The sequence below is a fragment of the Reichenbachiella ulvae genome (assembly GCF_025833875.1).
GTDB classification, from domain to species: Bacteria; Bacteroidota; Bacteroidia; order Cytophagales; family Cyclobacteriaceae; genus Reichenbachiella; species Reichenbachiella ulvae.
Genome location: NZ_JAOYOD010000001.1, coordinates 4,730,934 through 4,747,386, shown reverse-complemented (window position 1 = coordinate 4,747,386; position 16,453 = coordinate 4,730,934). Strand labels below are relative to the sequence as shown.

General features: G+C 42.0%; 15 protein-coding genes and 1 tRNA gene. 8 read left to right on the top strand and 8 right to left on the bottom strand.

The window, feature by feature from the left end:
* Positions 1-29: 29 nt before the first annotated feature.
* The 4 genes from tsaB to rpmH are packed head-to-tail and all read right to left on the bottom strand — an operon-like array spanning position 30 to position 2,959.
* On the bottom strand, positions 30-707 hold the full coding sequence (gene tsaB, locus N7U62_RS19415) for a tRNA (adenosine(37)-N6)-threonylcarbamoyltransferase complex dimerization subunit type 1 TsaB (protein WP_264139744.1): 678 nt from the start codon (positions 705-707) through the stop codon (positions 30-32).
* 14 nt (positions 708-721) lie between these two features.
* A complete protein-coding gene (locus tag N7U62_RS19410; protein WP_264139743.1) occupies positions 722-2,365 on the bottom strand; it encodes a S41 family peptidase in 1,644 nt (547 codons plus the stop codon).
* Positions 2,366-2,767: a ribonuclease P protein component gene (gene rnpA / locus N7U62_RS19405; RefSeq protein ID WP_264139742.1), complete on the bottom strand. Its 402-nt coding sequence runs from the start codon at positions 2,765-2,767 to the stop codon at positions 2,366-2,368.
* 33 nt (positions 2,768-2,800) lie between these two features.
* A complete protein-coding gene (rpmH, locus tag N7U62_RS19400; RefSeq protein ID WP_264139741.1) occupies positions 2,801-2,959 on the bottom strand; it encodes a 50S ribosomal protein L34 in 159 nt (52 codons plus the stop codon).
* A 331-nt stretch (positions 2,960-3,290) separates the two neighbouring features.
* Here rpmH and N7U62_RS19395 point away from each other — a divergent pair, with 331 nt between their 5' ends.
* From N7U62_RS19395 to N7U62_RS19380, 4 genes are all read left to right on the top strand, one after another.
* Positions 3,291-4,976, top strand: a complete 1,686-nt coding sequence (locus tag N7U62_RS19395; protein WP_264139740.1) for a M61 family metallopeptidase — start codon at positions 3,291-3,293, stop codon at positions 4,974-4,976.
* Positions 4,977-5,073: 97 nt separating this feature from the next.
* Positions 5,074-6,855: a chloride channel protein gene (locus N7U62_RS19390; RefSeq protein WP_264139739.1), complete on the top strand. Its 1,782-nt coding sequence runs from the start codon at positions 5,074-5,076 to the stop codon at positions 6,853-6,855.
* Between the two features lie 292 nt (positions 6,856-7,147).
* Entirely contained in the window at positions 7,148-7,639 is a 492-nt protein-coding gene (locus N7U62_RS19385) for a TlpA family protein disulfide reductase (RefSeq protein WP_264139738.1), read from the top strand.
* Positions 7,640-7,651: 12 nt separating this feature from the next.
* On the top strand, positions 7,652-8,284 hold the full coding sequence (locus N7U62_RS19380; protein WP_264139737.1) for a thioredoxin family protein: 633 nt from the start codon (positions 7,652-7,654) through the stop codon (positions 8,282-8,284).
* Here the strand turns inward: N7U62_RS19380 and N7U62_RS19375 are convergent.
* Positions 8,281-9,522, bottom strand: coding sequence for a M16 family metallopeptidase (locus tag N7U62_RS19375; protein ID WP_264139736.1), 1,242 nt, complete (start codon positions 9,520-9,522; stop codon positions 8,281-8,283). The two genes, N7U62_RS19380 and N7U62_RS19375, sit on opposite strands and share 4 nt — an antisense overlap.
* 156 nt (positions 9,523-9,678) lie before the next feature.
* On the opposite strand from N7U62_RS19375, the gene N7U62_RS19370 reads away from it, so the two are divergent.
* The 3 genes from N7U62_RS19370 to ytxJ all read left to right on the top strand — a co-directional run bounded on the left by N7U62_RS19370 (position 9,679) and on the right by ytxJ (position 13,935).
* On the top strand, positions 9,679-11,658 hold the full coding sequence (locus N7U62_RS19370; RefSeq protein WP_264139735.1) for an alpha-ketoacid dehydrogenase subunit alpha/beta: 1,980 nt from the start codon (positions 9,679-9,681) through the stop codon (positions 11,656-11,658).
* 115 nt (positions 11,659-11,773) lie between these two features.
* A complete protein-coding gene (locus N7U62_RS19365; protein WP_264139734.1) occupies positions 11,774-13,579 on the top strand; it encodes a hypothetical protein in 1,806 nt (601 codons plus the stop codon).
* 2 nt (positions 13,580-13,581) lie between these two features.
* Complete coding sequence (gene ytxJ, locus N7U62_RS19360) at positions 13,582-13,935, top strand: bacillithiol system redox-active protein YtxJ (RefSeq protein ID WP_264139733.1); 354 nt, start codon at positions 13,582-13,584, stop codon at positions 13,933-13,935.
* A 39-nt stretch (positions 13,936-13,974) separates the two neighbouring features.
* On the opposite strand, the gene N7U62_RS19355 is transcribed toward ytxJ, so the two are convergent.
* From N7U62_RS19355 to N7U62_RS19345, 3 genes are read right to left on the bottom strand one after another with little or no spacing between them, the layout of a single operon-like run.
* Positions 13,975-14,571: a hypothetical protein gene (locus N7U62_RS19355; protein ID WP_264139732.1), complete on the bottom strand. Its 597-nt coding sequence runs from the start codon at positions 14,569-14,571 to the stop codon at positions 13,975-13,977.
* On the bottom strand, positions 14,552-15,037 hold the full coding sequence (locus N7U62_RS19350) for an RNA polymerase sigma factor (RefSeq protein WP_264139731.1): 486 nt from the start codon (positions 15,035-15,037) through the stop codon (positions 14,552-14,554). The genes N7U62_RS19355 and N7U62_RS19350 overlap by 20 nt, the downstream gene beginning before the upstream one ends.
* Before the next feature lie 58 nt (positions 15,038-15,095).
* Positions 15,096-16,259: a hypothetical protein gene (locus N7U62_RS19345; protein WP_264139730.1), complete on the bottom strand. Its 1,164-nt coding sequence runs from the start codon at positions 16,257-16,259 to the stop codon at positions 15,096-15,098.
* 117 nt (positions 16,260-16,376) lie between these two features.
* On the opposite strand from N7U62_RS19345, the gene N7U62_RS19340 reads away from it, so the two are divergent.
* Positions 16,377-16,451, top strand: a tRNA-Glu gene (locus N7U62_RS19340).
* Positions 16,452-16,453: the final 2 nt, after the last annotated feature.

The following is a 16,453-nucleotide window of genomic DNA, read 5'->3' as shown; positions in this document are numbered from 1 at the left end:
CGATAACTCGGACCGTTTAAAGTCCAGATTTATTTTTTCGCAGTTGCTAACCTAAACTCCTTTAAATAAAACGGCTCAAATGACACTACGTTTTCAAATGCCTGTTGTTCAAACTTTCGAGATGCCAATAGCCCGACATCTATCGCAGAAGGATGTACATGATCCACAAAGGTCGCATTTTCATGTGCCAGCACCTCCTTGCACTTGGCAGATCCATCACCAAAAAACATCACCTGATTCTGATCTAGTAACTCTTTATAGCTACCTTCATCTATGATCACCGGGCTCGTTTCTTCTATCACTTGAAAGTCCGAATCTAACAACATCGCATAGACCTCCATTCGTCGAGCGTCTATCATCGGACAATAAACCTCTGTTTTTGGTGCGTACTTATGAACCTGATATGCCATGGCTTCTAAGGTATTGATAGCGATCAATGGCTTATCCAATGAATAGCACAAACCCTTGGCAGCCGACACGCCGATTCTCAGACCAGTATAAGAACCCGGTCCTTCCGAAATAGCTATCGCATCCAATGCGCTGAGTTCTACTCCTGCATTGCTCATCAATTGATCGATCATCACATGTAGCAAGGATGAATGCGACTTATCGATATTGTAGTGCTGCGCACCTACCAACTGGCCCTCTTGCACCAAAGCAACTGAGCCACTTTTGGTTGAGGTATCTAAACTTAATATTGTGGACAATTTTCTATCCGATTTTAATTGGACAAAATTTGATTGTATCGTTTGGGATTGTTTAGAACTGCTTCGGCTTCCAAAATGATTGGATCATGATCCAACGCCGCTTCTATCAATCCCTGATGAAAGTAATAACGGCTGACAATTTCTTCTTCCAGCATGTTTCTTACCTCATCCTTATAATCGACTAAATAGTTTTTCTTAATGGTCGAAACCTTATTTTTCAATTCAGAGATAGAAGCCTCTAACCCCTCATAATATTTTTCTTCCTTGGACAACTCTACCAATTGATTGATTGCCTCATCGATTTGTGATGAAAAACTCAAATCCTTCGCCTCTAGCCAAGTCACAAACTCCTTATACTCTTCATCAGTCAAGCTAAATTCCCTTGCCCCTTTGATTTCGGGGTGTTTGGCACGATACATCGTAGCGTATTCAAACATGAAGTTGTTATTCACAATATTATAGAGCAAATGAGAGAACTTCTTCTCATCTACCGGAACGTCCGGATTGATACCTCCGCCATCATAGACTGTACGACCATTCGTGGTTTTGAAAGCCACTTTCAATGAATCAGGAATTTTACCTACACTTCCGTCTTCATTTCTTAGAGAATAGTCGATGGCCTGAATACATCTACCACTTGGAATATAATATTTGGCTGTAGTGATTTTCAACTGGGCATTGTAAGGTAGAGGTCGAGTCGCCTGCACGAGGCCTTTACCATAGGTTCTTTTCCCGACTAAAACTCCTCTATCATAGTCCTGTATAACTCCTGAAACGATCTCTGCAGCAGAAGCCGTCCCACTACTCGTCAATACCACTAGGGGGATTTCTTCGTCTGTACTCGGGTTAGGTGCCTCATAGCTCTTATTCCAGGACTCTTTCTTTCCTTTGGTTTTCACCACTTCTTTTCCTTTGGGGATGAAAACATTGGCTACTTTGATCGCTTCATCCAGCAGGCCGCCTGGATTGTCCCTGAGATCCAATACGATTTTACTTGCACCCTGAGATTTCAAATCCACTAGCGCCTTCTTAGTCTCTTCACTAGCATGCGTAGTAAAATCACTTAAGAGGATATAACCTATGTCTTCATTGAGCATCCCATAATAGGGCACATTGCTTATCACAATTTTATCACGCACCAAAGTAATCACTAAGGGTTGAGGTTCTCCATAGCGATCGACGATGAGGCTCAACTCAGTACCAGGTTGTCCCTTCAGCAAATTGCTGATTTCGTCAGAGCTTAGATCTTTGAGTAGCTGCCCATCGATATGGGTGATCTCATCACCAATTCTCAATCCGGCATTGTAAGCTGGAAAACCAACATAGGGCATCAAAACGGTGCTCACTCCATTTCTTTTTCCTACTACAGCACCTATCCCTCCATACTCTCCAGTGGTAGTGGTTCGATAGCTCTCAAGCTCGCTCTCGGGTATGTAATCAGTGTAGGGATCCAACGACTTGAGCATGGCATCTATACCAGTAGTAACTATCTCTTCGTTGGGCAAGTCATCTACATAGTGGGTATTGAGCTCCCTATAGAGTGTAGCGAATATGTTCAGGTTTCGAGATATCTCGAAATAATTGTCGTCATAGAAGGTAAAAGAGAACATCCCTCCCAGAGTCAGCACACCCAGTACTATGATGATGATTCGTTTCATTTACGCCTGTTTTTCGATTTGAGCTAATAAACGCTTCAAGGCGCCAATTAGTTTTTTCTGCACAAAAGCAAATTTGTGTATTTCTTTAGCAGTGTAAATATAAGCAATCGAATAATACTGCCCAGTGTCGTCCAGTATTGCTTTGTTGAGGCGATAAGACTCCCTCACCAGTCGCTTGACCCGATTTCTGTCTACTGCTCTTTTGAAATTTCGCTTAGACACAGATATCAGGGCCTGATGGCATTGAGCCTCAGAGTTTTCAGAAGGGGAGTATTTGATCAGAAAGGGATAAAAATAAAAAGATGCTCCTTTTTGAAAAAGAGCATCTATTTCCTTTTTGCTATTGAGTCTTTCTGCTTTAGAAAAACCAAATTTCTTATCCGTATCTTTTCCTTCCTTCATATCAGATGTAGAAGGAATAAAAGTAAGCAAATCTTACTTCTTGTGACTTCTTTCGTCAGAAACGGTCAATTTTTTTCTGCCTTTTGCTCTTCTTCTAGCAATCACAGATCTACCGTTAGCACTCTCCATTCTAGATCTGAATCCGTGCTTATTTTTTCTTTTTCTCTGCGAAGGTTGAAATGTTCTTTTCATCTTATTCTCTTTTTATCTTTAAACCGGATCAGATATTTATTCTGTCCCTTCTGTTTGTAATCTTTTTTTAATCTCCCAGAACCGCTCAGACGGCCTTTTCGAAAAACGGAGTGCAAAAATAAGTAGCTTTTATAGAATTACAAACCTAAACCCACTCTTTCTCAAGCCAAGTCTCTTAAAATGAAGCACTAAATCAAATATTCAGGAAAATAAGCTCAAAGCTAGCCCAAAATATTCCAGATTAATTGACAAACATGGCTAAAACAATACAAATCTTTGGAAGTAGGACTGACTGGGCACTACTATATTTGTACAAACACAAACATCAAATATGGTTTCTTGTCATTTTTCGGTCCCGACTCCTACTAGCCAGTTTCTAAAAATAGCTATTACATTTTCTGAATGTCAAAAGGGAAAAGTAGACTTTGAGCTACCCGCCTGGCGACCTGGCAGATACGAATTGGCCCCCTATGCCGATCATATCTTTCGATTCCAAATCACCGACGAAAAAGAAAAAGAAATCAGCTGGGTCAAAACCTCTCCCAATGTTTGGAGCGCAGATAACCCTAAGAAACAACAGCTGACGCTAAGCTACGACTACCTGGCCAACAAGATGGATGCAGGCAACAGTTTCGTAGATGACATGCAGGTCTACATCAACTTTGTCAACTGCGTTTTTTATACTCAATATTCTCTGAGCAAACCGCATGACATACAATTAGACCTTCCTATCGACTATATGATTGCCTGTGCTCTGGGACATGAGTTCACACTACAGAGCAAAGACTTTTACGAATTGGCTGATTCTCCTTTAATCGCTAGCAATCGACTCAATACCATGAACTACTATGTGGGCGAAAGTCAATTTCATATCGATATCATGGGTGACTGTCCGTTGGACGAAAAATCAATCATCAAAGAGTTCAGAAGGTTTACCGAAGAGCAAATCGAGTTGATGGGCGAAAGTCCAACGAAGGATTATCGATTTTTAATCCAATCTCTACCCTATAAACATTATCATGGTGTGGAACACCAAAACTCTACAGTTCTGGTTCTGGGGCCAAACACTGAAGAAGACAAAGAAACTTATCGCGAGAACCTCCTGGGTGTTGCGTCTCACGAGCTATTCCATGCTTGGAATGTCTGTAGAATCAGACCTAAGGAGATGTCTCCTTATGATTTCTCTAAAGAGACAATCTTCGAAACAGGATTCGCAGCAGAAGGGTTCACTACCTATTATGGCGACTGGTTTCTGAAACGATCCGGGGTATATGATGAGGCCGCCTATTTCAAAGAAGTCAATATTTTGCTCCAAAGACACTTTATGAATCCAGGAAGGCACGAAAGTTCACTCATCCAATCCTCCAGAAACCTATGGGTAAATGGCTATAAAAAGAATCCACCTAGCAAAGAAGTTTCGATCTATGTAAAAGGTGCACTTGCCTCCTTGATTCTGGATATTCATATCAGAAAAACAACTCAATTCAAGCATTCTCTCTTGGACCTCATGATCAAGATGTACGAAAGGCATCGTTATGACGAGGGAGGGTATACCAAAGAAGACATTTATCGCCTATTTGATGAGATAGGGGGTAAATCAACCCTGGAGTTGGCCAAGAGACTCTATGAAACTACAGAAGATCTACAACCCCTGTTAGAATCAGCTTTTGACCAGGTCGGCTGCCTGCTGACCTTCAAAAATCACAGTTCTAATCTTAGCTCTGCAACAGGGCTCCTATTAGAAGGAGCAACCATCTTAGAAATAGCACCAGAGAGCCCAGCCTACCAACAACTGATCGCGGGAGATAAAATACTGGAGATCAACGGGAAAGAATGGAGCGAAAAATTAGACTTTGAAACCAAAGAAATAACTCTACTTGTTGAAAGAGCCGGAAGAAAAGCCATAGCAAAAGTAAACATTGGCGAAGATACCTACTGGTCAACCCCTGTTATCGAGAATAAAAAGTCGCCGACTGTTGAACAACAAAAAGCCAAAAAAGACTGGCTGGGCGCTTAATTAATCCCCATTATCTTTTGAGCTAAGATTCTAGGCTTTAGCTTTGCGACAGATTCCCCTCCCGAAGCATCATGTATCACAATAGAAATAGGTCAAAATGAATTTAAAAGACTTGCTGGTAAAGTTTTTGGTATGGCGGCTAAAACACATCAGCAACAACAACTTCATTCTAATCATGAGTGGAATCGTCGGCCTTGTATCTGGTTTTGCCGCAGTTACACTCAAAAGTGCCGTACATCTGATTCAGCATCTATTGAGTGACTACCAAGAAAACAGTGGCCTCAGCTTTCTCTACATGATCTATCCGGTCATCGGTATTATCCTGACAGTACTGATTTCTAAGTACATTTTCAAAAGCACACATATTGGCGGACATGGGATCACCAAAATCCTATACTACATTTCCAAAAGATCTAGTGTAGTCAAAAGAACCCTGACCTACACACGAATGGTCACCTCAGCCATCACAGTAGGCTTTGGAGGATCTGTCGGGCTAGAGGCACCTATTGTAGTCACGGGTTCTGCCATAGGGTCTAACCTGGGTCGCTTGACCCACATGAACTACAAGAAACGAACTCTACTGATAGCTTGTGGAGCATCGGGCGCTATCTCAGCGATCTTCAACTCTCCTATTGCAGGTGTAATCTTCGCCATAGAGGTGATCCTAACTGATGTTACCATCAACAAATTCATTCCAATCCTCATTTCTTCTGTGGTCGGATCGATGGTTTCCTATACACTTTTGGGTAGAGAACTTCTATTTTCATTTAAGCTGCACGAAGCATTCAAACCTGAACATATTCATTATTACATCTTACTTGGTATCGCTTGCGGTATCATCTCGGTGCACTTTACTCGACTCACCTACCTGGTCGAGAACAGTATAGAAAAAATTAAAAACGACATGAATCGAGCCCTGCTTGGCGGAGTTGGGCTGGCCATTATCATTTTGGCCTTCCCTCCCATCTATGGTGAGGGTTACAATGTAATCTTGAATCTGCTCAACGGAAATGACGCAGTTATTTTTGATGAAAGCATGATCTATGGCGAAACAGATCAGACGTTGCTAGTTATCGTGCTGCTTTTTGCCATTCTGGTAATCAAACCTGTGGCCTCTGCTTTGACAATTGGAGCTGGGGGTAGCGGAGGTATTTTTGCTCCTTCTCTTTTCATGGGAGGTATTGGCGGCTATCTTTTCGCTCGTACGATCAATTACATTCTGCCTGTCCAGATCGACACCAGCCACTTCACCCTGGTCGGTATGTGCGGAGTAATGAGCGGAGTGTTACACGCACCTTTGACAGCCATATTTCTGATTGCAGAGATCACAGGAGGTTACGAACTTTTCGTACCACTGATGCTGGTTTCAGCCATTTCTTTTACTACCATCAATTATTTTGAGCCTTACTCTCTATACACCAAGCCACTGATAGAGAAAGGGGATTTGATCCAGCATGACAAGGACAGACAGGTCCTTAGCCAGATGAAAATGCGCAAATTGATAGAGTCTGATTTACTCTCGATCAAGTATGATGCATCGTTAGACGATTTGATCGATCTCGTAAAAATATCCAAACGGAACATTTTCCCCGTTTTGAATTATGAAGGCGGTTTGGAAGGCATTGTGACTCTGGATGACATCCGAGAAAAAATGTTTGATCCGGAAAAACGTTCTCAAATCATCGTAAAGCAGGTTATGCAACTCCCTCCTGCCGAAGTGGACCCAAAAGATTCTATGGAAGAAGTGATGAATAAATTTGAAGTCACGCAAGCCTGGAATTTACCCGTGATAGAAAACGGTAAATATCTGGGATTCCTGTCCAAATCACGCATTTTTAATGCCTATAGAAACAGACTGATCTCAACAGACAAAGAATAAACAAATTAGACTTTTCCAAGACCTGTACAAATTTTCACAACAACGCATTTTAATTTATCCACAGACAGTTATTTAAAACCCACAAAACAAACCCGATTAAAATAAATTATCGCTGATTTTCACGCCTATGTGGATAACTACTCAAATTGTGGATAAAATTAAATAATTACACGAATTGTACTTTCAGTATAAAAACTGCCTCAGTACACTATTACCACCTGCCACAACATCTTATTAAATTCAACCTAAAGACATTATATTTAGAGTTATCATTTATAAACAAACCGTTAATATGAAGACAGTCACTTACTTAGCTTCAATTGTAGTATTGAGTTTGGTCATTTCAACTTCGCAAGCTCAGAATATAGAAGTGATAAAGTATGAAAAACTGGAAAGTATCCTAAATGCAAAAACGGACAATAACAGAGTCATCAATTTTTGGGCTACCTGGTGCGGACCCTGCGTTAAGGAACTTCCTCAGTTCGAAGCTTTATTAGAAAAGTACAAAAATGAAAATCTAGAGGTCATTCTCGTGAGCATGGATTTCGCTAGCAATCTAGAGGGGAAGGTGAAGAAATTCGTAGAGAAGAAAGGTCTCAAATCAAAACTGTACTTACTGGACGAAACAGACTACAATTCCTTTATAGACAAGATCGATCCTAGCTGGTCTGGGGCCATCCCTGCAACTATGATGCTGAGCGCACGTAATGAAAAGAAATTATTTCTCGAAAAAGAGTTTAAAGAAGGTGAGTTGGAAAAAGCTTACCTTGATTTCACAAAATAAAACCACAGTCCCATGAAAAAATATTTGAGCATACTCGCAATTGAAACAGGATTATTATTACTCGTACTAATAGGCACTGCCTTTGGTGGCACCAAGGGCGAAGGTTATGAAGTTGGAGACAAGGCCATTGGCTTTGAGCTAAAAAATGTAGATGGCAAAATGGTATCGACAGAAGACTATAAAAAAGCAAAAGGCTTTATAGTCGTTTTTACTTGCAACACTTGCCCATATGCCAAACTATACGAAAGCCGCATCGACGAATTGAACAAACAATTTGCCGACAAAGGCTATCCAGTATTGGCGATCAACTCTAATGATGTAACCAAACAACCTGGCGACTCATTTGAAGCGATGGCACAGCAAGCAAAAGAAAAGAATTATTCGTTCCCTTATCTCTATGACGAAAGCCAGGAGATAGCAAAAGCCTACGGCGCTACCAAAACTCCACATGTTTACGTTTTGAAAAAAGATGGAAAGGATCTAACGGTGTCTTATATTGGAGCCATAGACAACAACCCTCAAGACGCTAATTCAGCGGATACTTTTTACGTGGCAGATGCCGTCAATCAACTTTTAGCAGGTAAGGAAGTAGCCACAAAGTCGACTAAGGCCATAGGCTGTACGATCAAATGGAAAGAAGCTTAAGCCTCACGCTTAGCATGATAATATAGGGTTGAGCTCTTTTCGGGGCTCAACCTTTTTTTTGCCTGATCGATCAATTGCTCCTCTGTCACCGCATGAATGGCCTCTACCTCTCGGTCTATCAAGCTCGTATCGCCCAGCAAGGTGTAGTAAGCCAGATTAATAGCACGATTGAGCAATTCTACTTCCGAAAACAAATGAGAAGACTCTGCATGCACTTTGACTCTGTCTAACTCCCCTACCTGCAGACCATTAGTGATAAGGTTATTGATTTCCTGATTCACTAGTAGATCCACTTCTTCAAAGCTCACTCCTTCTTTCAACTTTCCATTGATCACAATCAAACCTGGATCTGTAGATCCAGAAATATGGGCAGAAACCGAACTCAACAATTGCTTTTCCTTCACCAGAGTTTGATAAAGTCTGGATGACTTTCCTCTCCCCAAAACATCACTCAACAGATCCTGAACCTGGTAGTTTTGCCCTAATCTACCATCCATAGGATAGACACGATAAAAGACATCCAGAGGCACATCACCTTCCACATGAAGGCTTCTCTTTTCAGTTTGCTCTGGTTCTACAGGCAGATTTCTAGCGTTTGGATTCCCGGCAGGGATAGGGCCAAACCACTTTTCAGCCAGGTGCTTCACTTGATCAACCGTCACATCTCCTGCCACGACCAAAACAGCATTGTTGGGAACATAGTGCTGATAGAAAAAGGATTTCACATCATCCATGGTAGCTTCTTCTATATGCGAAATTTCTTTCCCGATAGTAGCCCAGCGGTAGGGATGAGATTTGTAAGCCAAGGGTCTTAATTGAAGCCAGGCATCTCCATAGGGCTGGTTGAGATAACGTTGATTAAATTCCTCTATCACTACTTTTCTCTGCACCTCGAGCACCACAGGATCAAAAGACAAGGCATGCATACGATCCGACTCCAACCAAAAGGCCGTTTCCAGATTATTGGAAGGTACCGTCATGTAATAATTGGTCATATCAGGACTGGTAAAGGCATTATTATTTCCTCCTACCTTTTGCAATGGATCATCGAAATTGGATACATTCTCCGAACCTCCAAACATCAAATGTTCGAAAAGATGCGCGAAACCTGTCTTCTCAGGACTTTCATCCCGAGACCCCACGTCATACATCAGATTTAGCACAGCTGTACGAGTCGAGTGATCCTCGTGCACAATCACTTTCAATCCATTCTCTAAATCAAATCGCTGATATTCCATAAGTATTAGATATGTCGCAAAAATAGGAGGAGTTTTCAGATAATCTTACGCATCGGATTAATGCTTCTGATTTATACATTAGAGTGACGCCATTCCTACCATTCAAAATATCCTATATAGATTTGCTGCGAAGGTAATCCGACAATCCACTGCCTGATGAAATTTGATAGTAAAGACCTAAATCAAGAGCAACTTATTGCTTTCTACAAAGCCCTACTCCTACCACGGCTTATAGAAGACAAAATGCTCATTCTGCTCCGTCAAGGCAAAATCAGCAAATGGTTTTCAGGCTATGGTCAAGAAGCAATTTCTGTTGGAGCTACTTTAGCCATGGATAGCGACGAATACATCCTCCCCATGCATCGCAATCTCGGAATGTTTACGACTCGAGGAATTCCACTACATAGACTTTTCGCACAGTTTCAAGGCAAAGCCAGTGGATTTACCAAAGGTCGCGACCGTTCATTTCACTTTGGGACTCAAGAGCATAAAATAGTGGGTATGATCTCCCACCTGGGTGCCCAATTAGGAGTCGCAGATGGGATTGCTCTTGCTGATCAGCTAAGAGACAAAAAGAAAAGCACTCTGGTCGTTACCGGTGATGGAGGAGCTAGCGAAGGAGATTTTCATGAAGCACTCAATGTGGCTTCAGTTTGGCAACTGCCTGTCATCTTTCTGGTAGAGAACAACTGCTGGGGGCTTTCCACTCCTAGCCATGAGCAATTTCGGATGGAAAGCTTCACACTAAAAGGCCCTGGATATGGCATTGAAACCATGCAGGTGGACGGCAACAACCTATTAGATGTGTATCATGGAATAGAACAGGCCAAAAAGAAGATCGCCGAACATTCCCAGCCTATTCTAATAGAATGCATGACCTTTCGAATCAGAGGTCATGAAGAGGCCAGCGGAACGAAGTATTATCCAGAAGGAATCGTTGAACAATGGACGAAAAAGGATCCTGTCCAAAATTTCGAATCTTATCTGATTGAATCTAAGGTATTGGATCCATCTACGATCGAAAATATCAAATCAGAGATCAATGAACAAATCAGGACTGAGCTAGATCGTGCCAATGAAGAAAGCAGCATCAGCGCCAATCCAGAAACTGAAATCAATGATCTCTTTCAAGCTCACAAACAAAGAATCACCATCCCTAAATCCAGAAGGAAAAGCACCTTAAGATTTGTGGATGCAATCTCAGAAGGGTTGAAGCAAAGCCTGGAAAAATATCCGGAATTGATCGTAATGGGACAGGATATTGCTGAATATGGTGGAGTTTTCAAGGTCACCGAAGGTTTTGTAGAATTGTTTGGCAAGGAGCGCATCCGAAATACGCCCATATGTGAGTCTGCCATTTTGGGAGCGGCACTTGGCCTTTCGATTCAAGGCATGAAATCGGTCGTCGAAATGCAGTTCGCAGATTTCGTCAGCTGTGGATTCAACCAAATCGTAAACAACCTCGCCAAAAGCCACTACCGTTGGGGACAAAATGCAGACGTGGTAGTTCGCCTCCCTACCGGGGCTGGTGTAGGTGCAGGCCCTTACCACTCACAGTCCAATGAGGCCTGGTTCTTTCATGTCCCTGGACTAAAAATCGTTTATCCTTCGACTCCATATGATGCCAAAGGTTTGCTCAATGCGGCCATCGAAGACCCTAACCCTGTATTGTTCTTTGAACACAAGGCGCTATATAGATCCAAACATCAAAATGTACCCGTAGATTACTATACTGTTGAAATGGGCAAAGGCCGCTACGTATCACGAGGAGAAGATCTCAGCATCATCACCTATGGTATGGGCGTGGAATGGGTCATCGAAGTATTGAGTGATCGAGAGGATTTGGATGTAGAAGTAGTCGATCTACGCAGCCTTCAGCCCTGGGACAAAAACATAGTCGAATCTACAGTCAAAAGAACGGGCAAAGTCCTGATTCTGCACGAAGACAACATGACTGGCGGTATTGGTGCTGAAATATCCGCCTGGATCAGTGAGCATTGTTTCCACTATTTGGATGCACCAGTGATGCGTGTTGCGAGTATGGATACTCCAGTTCCTTTTGCAGGACCTCTGGAGGCCGAATACTTACCCAAAAAGCGATTCGTGGAGAAGCTGGAAGAAATCTTGGCCTACTAACCTGTTCAATGGCTACTGCCTTGGCTTTTACAAAAGCTCTTCTATCGTACCATTTCAAACCACGGCTTAAATATATTTGCTAACTTTCCGTTGTGTTATGGGTGTATTAGAATAAATGAATAAAAAAAGCTTTCTTCTTGTGGCCTTTGGACTGCTGTTGATTCTTCTTTCAGCACAGGAGAGTAGTGCCCAGTTGCTAGAAGATCGCAACAAACTCAAGACTGCCAAGAAAAAAAGAGATGGTTTTTTATTCTTCAAAAAGAACGTCAAAAAATCTAAGGCTCAAGGAAAACCTGATGTAACCCGTGCTGGAAAGCCCAGATACTCAGAATCTGTAGCTGGAGGCGGTAAAACCAGAAAGGTCAACCCAAGGTACAGCCAGCCAAGTCGATCCAAAAGCAAATATTCTGTGCAACCTCGTTATTCAAGAGAAGTAGCCGGCAAATTCGATGGGGTAAAAAAAGTCAACCCGAGGTTTAGTCAGAATGAACCAGGCCGATCAGGAAAAGCCTATAAAGTCAATCCAAGGTTCACTCAAAAAGATCCGGGAAGAAGTGGAAAAGCCTACAAGGTAAATCCAAGATTTAGTCAAAAAGAACCTGGTCGATCCGGAAAAGCTCAAAAAATCAACCCTCGCTTTACTCAACAGCATGCGGGCAACTATGGCAAAAAATGGAACGTCACACCTAGATTCTCACAAGGCGACACAGAAAAATCAGGACGCAAAACCAAAATCAACCCGAGATTCACACAGCAGAGTGCTGGCAACTATGGTAAAAAATGGAATGTACAACCAAGATTTTCCAGAGGAGACACAGAAAAATCAGGTAGAAAAAACAAAACTACCCCAAGGTTCACGCAAGATATAGCTGGCAATTATGGAAAGAAGTGGAATGTGCAACCAAGATTTTCTCAAGGAGACACAGAGAGCAATCGCAGAAAGGACAAAGTGAATCCAAGGTTCACTCAAAGCAACAGAGGAGGAATTTTCAATCGCGAACCTAAAATCAAGCCTCGCTTCTCAGAAGATAAAAATGCAGGGAGAGCAGGACATTCTGTGGCTGTCAACCCTAGATTTACTCAGGACCATGCCGGTAACTACGGCAAGGCACGTAAAGTCGAACCAAGATTTACCCAGCGCAGCAGTGGCCTATTCGATAGAGACCCTAAAGTAAAACCAAGGTTTTCTGAAGACAGAAATGCTGGTAGAGCAGGACAAAAAGTTTCAGTTAATCCTAGATTCACTCAGGCACATGCTGGCACATACAAAAAAACTAAAGTCAACCCTAGATTCTCAAGAGAAACTGGTGGCCAAGCGGGTCATGGAGTCAAAGTCAACCCTAGATTCACCAAAGACATAGCCGGTGATTTCGGCAACAAGAGAGTTCGTACACGACGAACCAAAGACTTGCCAGGGGACGTGGGTAGAGTCAGAATCAATCCTCGTTTTTCTATCCCACCTGATTATGCTAAAGCAACAGCCAACAACAAACGTGGGGGATTCCTGACCTCTGTCAATGTGATGATTGATCGAGCCAAATACAAAAAGCAACACGAGCCTGATTTTGAAGGTCCTAAAGTAGAAAGATCCTATGGTGAATCTCATGATGTAAGCAATCACAATAAGAACATAAAAAGCTACAGCAAGCATTCTAAAGGGAAAGTAATGGAGTCGCCAAACTATCAAATGGCTACCTACACTGGTAAAATCAGAAAACAAAGAAAAGGAAGTGACATGCATCCTAGTGCCCGCTATCTATCTGCCAAAGATGACGATAGCAGGACCATTCGCAACACGAAACGCAAGGCTAGCGTAATGTGGGTGAGAATGTATGGGAACCAATCTCAACCCAAGGCTGTTAAAGAAAAAGGCGGAAAGATTAAATTCGATAGACACGAAAAAGAAATTTGGAATAATTAATTATGAATTGGGAATCACTCACATCCAGCAACCAACTAGAAGCCTTGATGGAAAAATCTAAGGATCAACCTGTCGTACTTTTCAAACACAGTACGCGTTGTAGCATTAGCAGTATGGCGCTCAATCGTCTGGAACGTTCCTGGAACGAAGAGGAGATGAAAGAAGTAACTCCGGTCTACTTAGACTTGATTCAGTACAGAGACCTTTCTGGAGCTATTGCTCATCAATTAGGAGTGGAACATCAATCTCCTCAGATAATAGTAGTGCACGAAGGGAAGGCCATTTATGACACCTCGCATATGGGGATCAGCTACCAAGAATTGCATAAGGTGGTGAACAACCTTACCATGGCATAATAATATACTGGAGCTGTCTATATCGACAGCTCTTTCTATTTATCCCATTTCATCAAGCGATTCGATCATTTCCTTGATCTGCTTGGCTTTTTTACCATACATATAATAGAAGACAAAATAAGCCACCACCAGACTCACCGCTATTACCGAAAAGGCGGCCACCCATCTATAGATTGATACATGTGACATCATATCCTCCACACCTTCATATTTAGAATAGCCTTGATAAAAACCAAAAGCGAAGGAGGCGACAGCAATGACGAATAGGGTAATCTTAAAGTGTCGAATGAAACGGCAAATATTCCCATGAACTTCATGAAGATACTGTACCACGTTATTACCGATTGATTTCTGATCCAGTTTTTTGATTAGGTTTCGATAGTAGAAATAAAAACAAAAGTCCAGAATCAACATAAATACCCCAAAGACCCAATAAGTCTCAATGAATAAAAAAACAGATGCTGCACTAAGGACTATCAAGTTGGCCCATTTCTCAAAATTGAGAGTTTTGACGAATCTAGAAACTATATTCTGAGGCCCTTGCTTTATGATAGCCTGAATCGCTTCTTCAGAATACTCAAACCTCTCCTTCCCATCGCCGCTCTTCCAAATCTCTTTAATATCCAGATCTTTCATCTATTATTTTCTTTAACTGATTTTTCACTCTATTGACCTTGGCCCCCACGTTAGTTACTGTGATACCCAGGATTTCAGCCATTTCTTTATAGCTCTTATCTTCCAGATACAATAGGATAATTGCCCTGTCCGATTCCTTCAACAACTTGATCGCTTTGTATAGCATCTCCAGTTGTTCTTCCTCTATGTTATCTGATTCTTCAACTACCTCAGGTAAAACCTCTCTTGCCTGACCAACCAACTTCTTCTTACCTCGAAGCTGGGACAGACAAACATTCAAGCATACCCTATAGACCCATGTAGACAACTTAGAAGCCCCCCTAAAAGAATCAAAAGAACGCCAAAGCTGGATGACGCACTCTTGATAGTAATCATTGAAATCCTCGGCAGTATCTGTATAGATTCTACAGACCTTGGCGATGATCCTATGATGGTCATTTAAAAAAGGTTGAAAATCAGAATTCATTCAGTGTTTATCAATAGGTTAGTTGAATAATCAGGCACAATATTACAACTTCTCTGAATTACTTAATCGGCAATCTTGAAAAGGGCCTGCTTCTATCAAATAAGTAGCGATAGGTATGATGAGTTTTGCCTATATCTCCCCCAACCTGCTTCAATACCAAAAGCATTTTTCGATTGAAATCTCCAATCCAATTCATTTCTATGGTTTCATATTTCTGATACTTCTTTTGGAGAAACTTAGCAACCTCCCAGATCAAGGCACCATCCAATCCTTTGCCCTGATGCTCAGGAACCACCCCAAACACAAGACCAAGCACCTTCTTATTAGTAGACAGTAATCGATGGAGCAGGAACTTAATTTTCCCTATGAGATTGAGCTCGCCATCCATGTATTTGAAAATTTGATTCACCTCTGGCAACCCTACAAAAAATGCGACGGGTTCATTTTGGTAGTAAGCAAACCAAATCAGCTTTTCATCCAAAACAGGCTTGAGCTGCTTCATGATCGCCAGAGCTTCATCCTTGCTCATCTCGGCAACCCCGTCATGACCCGACCAGGCTTTGTTATAAACGATCCTAAACTCCTCCGCATAATGAGAAAGTCGATACCTTCGGATATGTCGAAATTGGTATTCGCCTAGCGCCCTGACCTTTTCCGCTTTTTCTTCAATCCTAATATGTACCGGATCGGCAATCTCTCGAATGAAGGTGAATTGCTTAAAATAGATTTCAAAGCCATAATTCTCAAAAAGGAATCGATAATATGGCTTGTGATAGTTGCACTGGTAGTTGGGCTCGAGATGAAAGCCATCCACAAGCAAGCCCCACCATTTGTCCCTATCTCCAAAATTGATCGGGCCATCCATCGCTTCCATACCCAAATCTTCGAGCCACTCTTTGGCCGTATCAAAAAGGAGGTTTGCCACCTGTTGATCTTCTATACATTCGAAAAAACCAATCCCACCTGTAGGCTGGTCATTGCTCTTGTGTGCAGTCTTCCCGTTGATAAAAGCCGCAATTCTGCCGATTGTTTCTCCATCCCGCTTTAGTAACCACCTTGTACAATAGCCATGACCAAAAGTCTTATTCTTCTGCTTATCAAAAACCCATTCAATGTCCTGATCCAAGGGTCGAATCCAAAAACGGTCCTGACGATACAATCGAACGGCAAAATGCACGAATTCTTCGGCCTCCTCCTGGGTTGATACTTCTATCAATTTCATAGCCTAAACTTAATGCACAATGACCAACTGAAAAAAGAGTGAAATATTTATAAAAAAGTGAGGGGCCGAATTTGGAAAAATAAAAAGGAAATCTATCTTTGCAGTCCATTAGAAAATGCTCCGTTCGTCTAGGGGTTAGGACGCCAGGTTTTCATCCTGGTAACAGGGGTTCGATTCCCCTACGGAGTACCAAG

Bases quoted from the DNA above. Each gene is read 5' to 3' on its own strand.
- N7U62_RS19410 (WP_264139743.1), bottom strand. From the start codon at position 2,365: ATGAAACGAATCATCATCATAGTACTGGGTGTGCTGACTCTGGGAGGG.
- rnpA (WP_264139742.1), bottom strand. From the start codon at position 2,767: ATGAAGGAAGGAAAAGATACGGATAAGAAATTTGGTTTTTCTAAAGCA.
- rpmH (WP_264139741.1), bottom strand. From the start codon at position 2,959: ATGAAAAGAACATTTCAACCTTCGCAGAGAAAAAGAAAAAATAAGCAC.
- N7U62_RS19395 (WP_264139740.1), top strand. From the start codon at position 3,291: ATGGTTTCTTGTCATTTTTCGGTCCCGACTCCTACTAGCCAGTTTCTA.
- N7U62_RS19390 (WP_264139739.1), top strand. From the start codon at position 5,074: ATGAATTTAAAAGACTTGCTGGTAAAGTTTTTGGTATGGCGGCTAAAA.
- N7U62_RS19385 (WP_264139738.1), top strand. From the start codon at position 7,148: ATGAAGACAGTCACTTACTTAGCTTCAATTGTAGTATTGAGTTTGGTC.
- N7U62_RS19380 (WP_264139737.1), top strand. From the start codon at position 7,652: ATGAAAAAATATTTGAGCATACTCGCAATTGAAACAGGATTATTATTA.
- N7U62_RS19375 (WP_264139736.1), bottom strand. From the start codon at position 9,522: ATGGAATATCAGCGATTTGATTTAGAGAATGGATTGAAAGTGATTGTG.
- N7U62_RS19370 (WP_264139735.1), top strand. From the start codon at position 9,679: ATGAAATTTGATAGTAAAGACCTAAATCAAGAGCAACTTATTGCTTTC.
- N7U62_RS19365 (WP_264139734.1), top strand. From the start codon at position 11,774: ATGAATAAAAAAAGCTTTCTTCTTGTGGCCTTTGGACTGCTGTTGATT.
- ytxJ (WP_264139733.1), top strand. From the start codon at position 13,582: ATGAATTGGGAATCACTCACATCCAGCAACCAACTAGAAGCCTTGATG.
- N7U62_RS19355 (WP_264139732.1), bottom strand. From the start codon at position 14,571: ATGAAAGATCTGGATATTAAAGAGATTTGGAAGAGCGGCGATGGGAAG.
- N7U62_RS19350 (WP_264139731.1), bottom strand. From the start codon at position 15,037: ATGAATTCTGATTTTCAACCTTTTTTAAATGACCATCATAGGATCATC.
- N7U62_RS19345 (WP_264139730.1), bottom strand. From the start codon at position 16,259: ATGAAATTGATAGAAGTATCAACCCAGGAGGAGGCCGAAGAATTCGTG.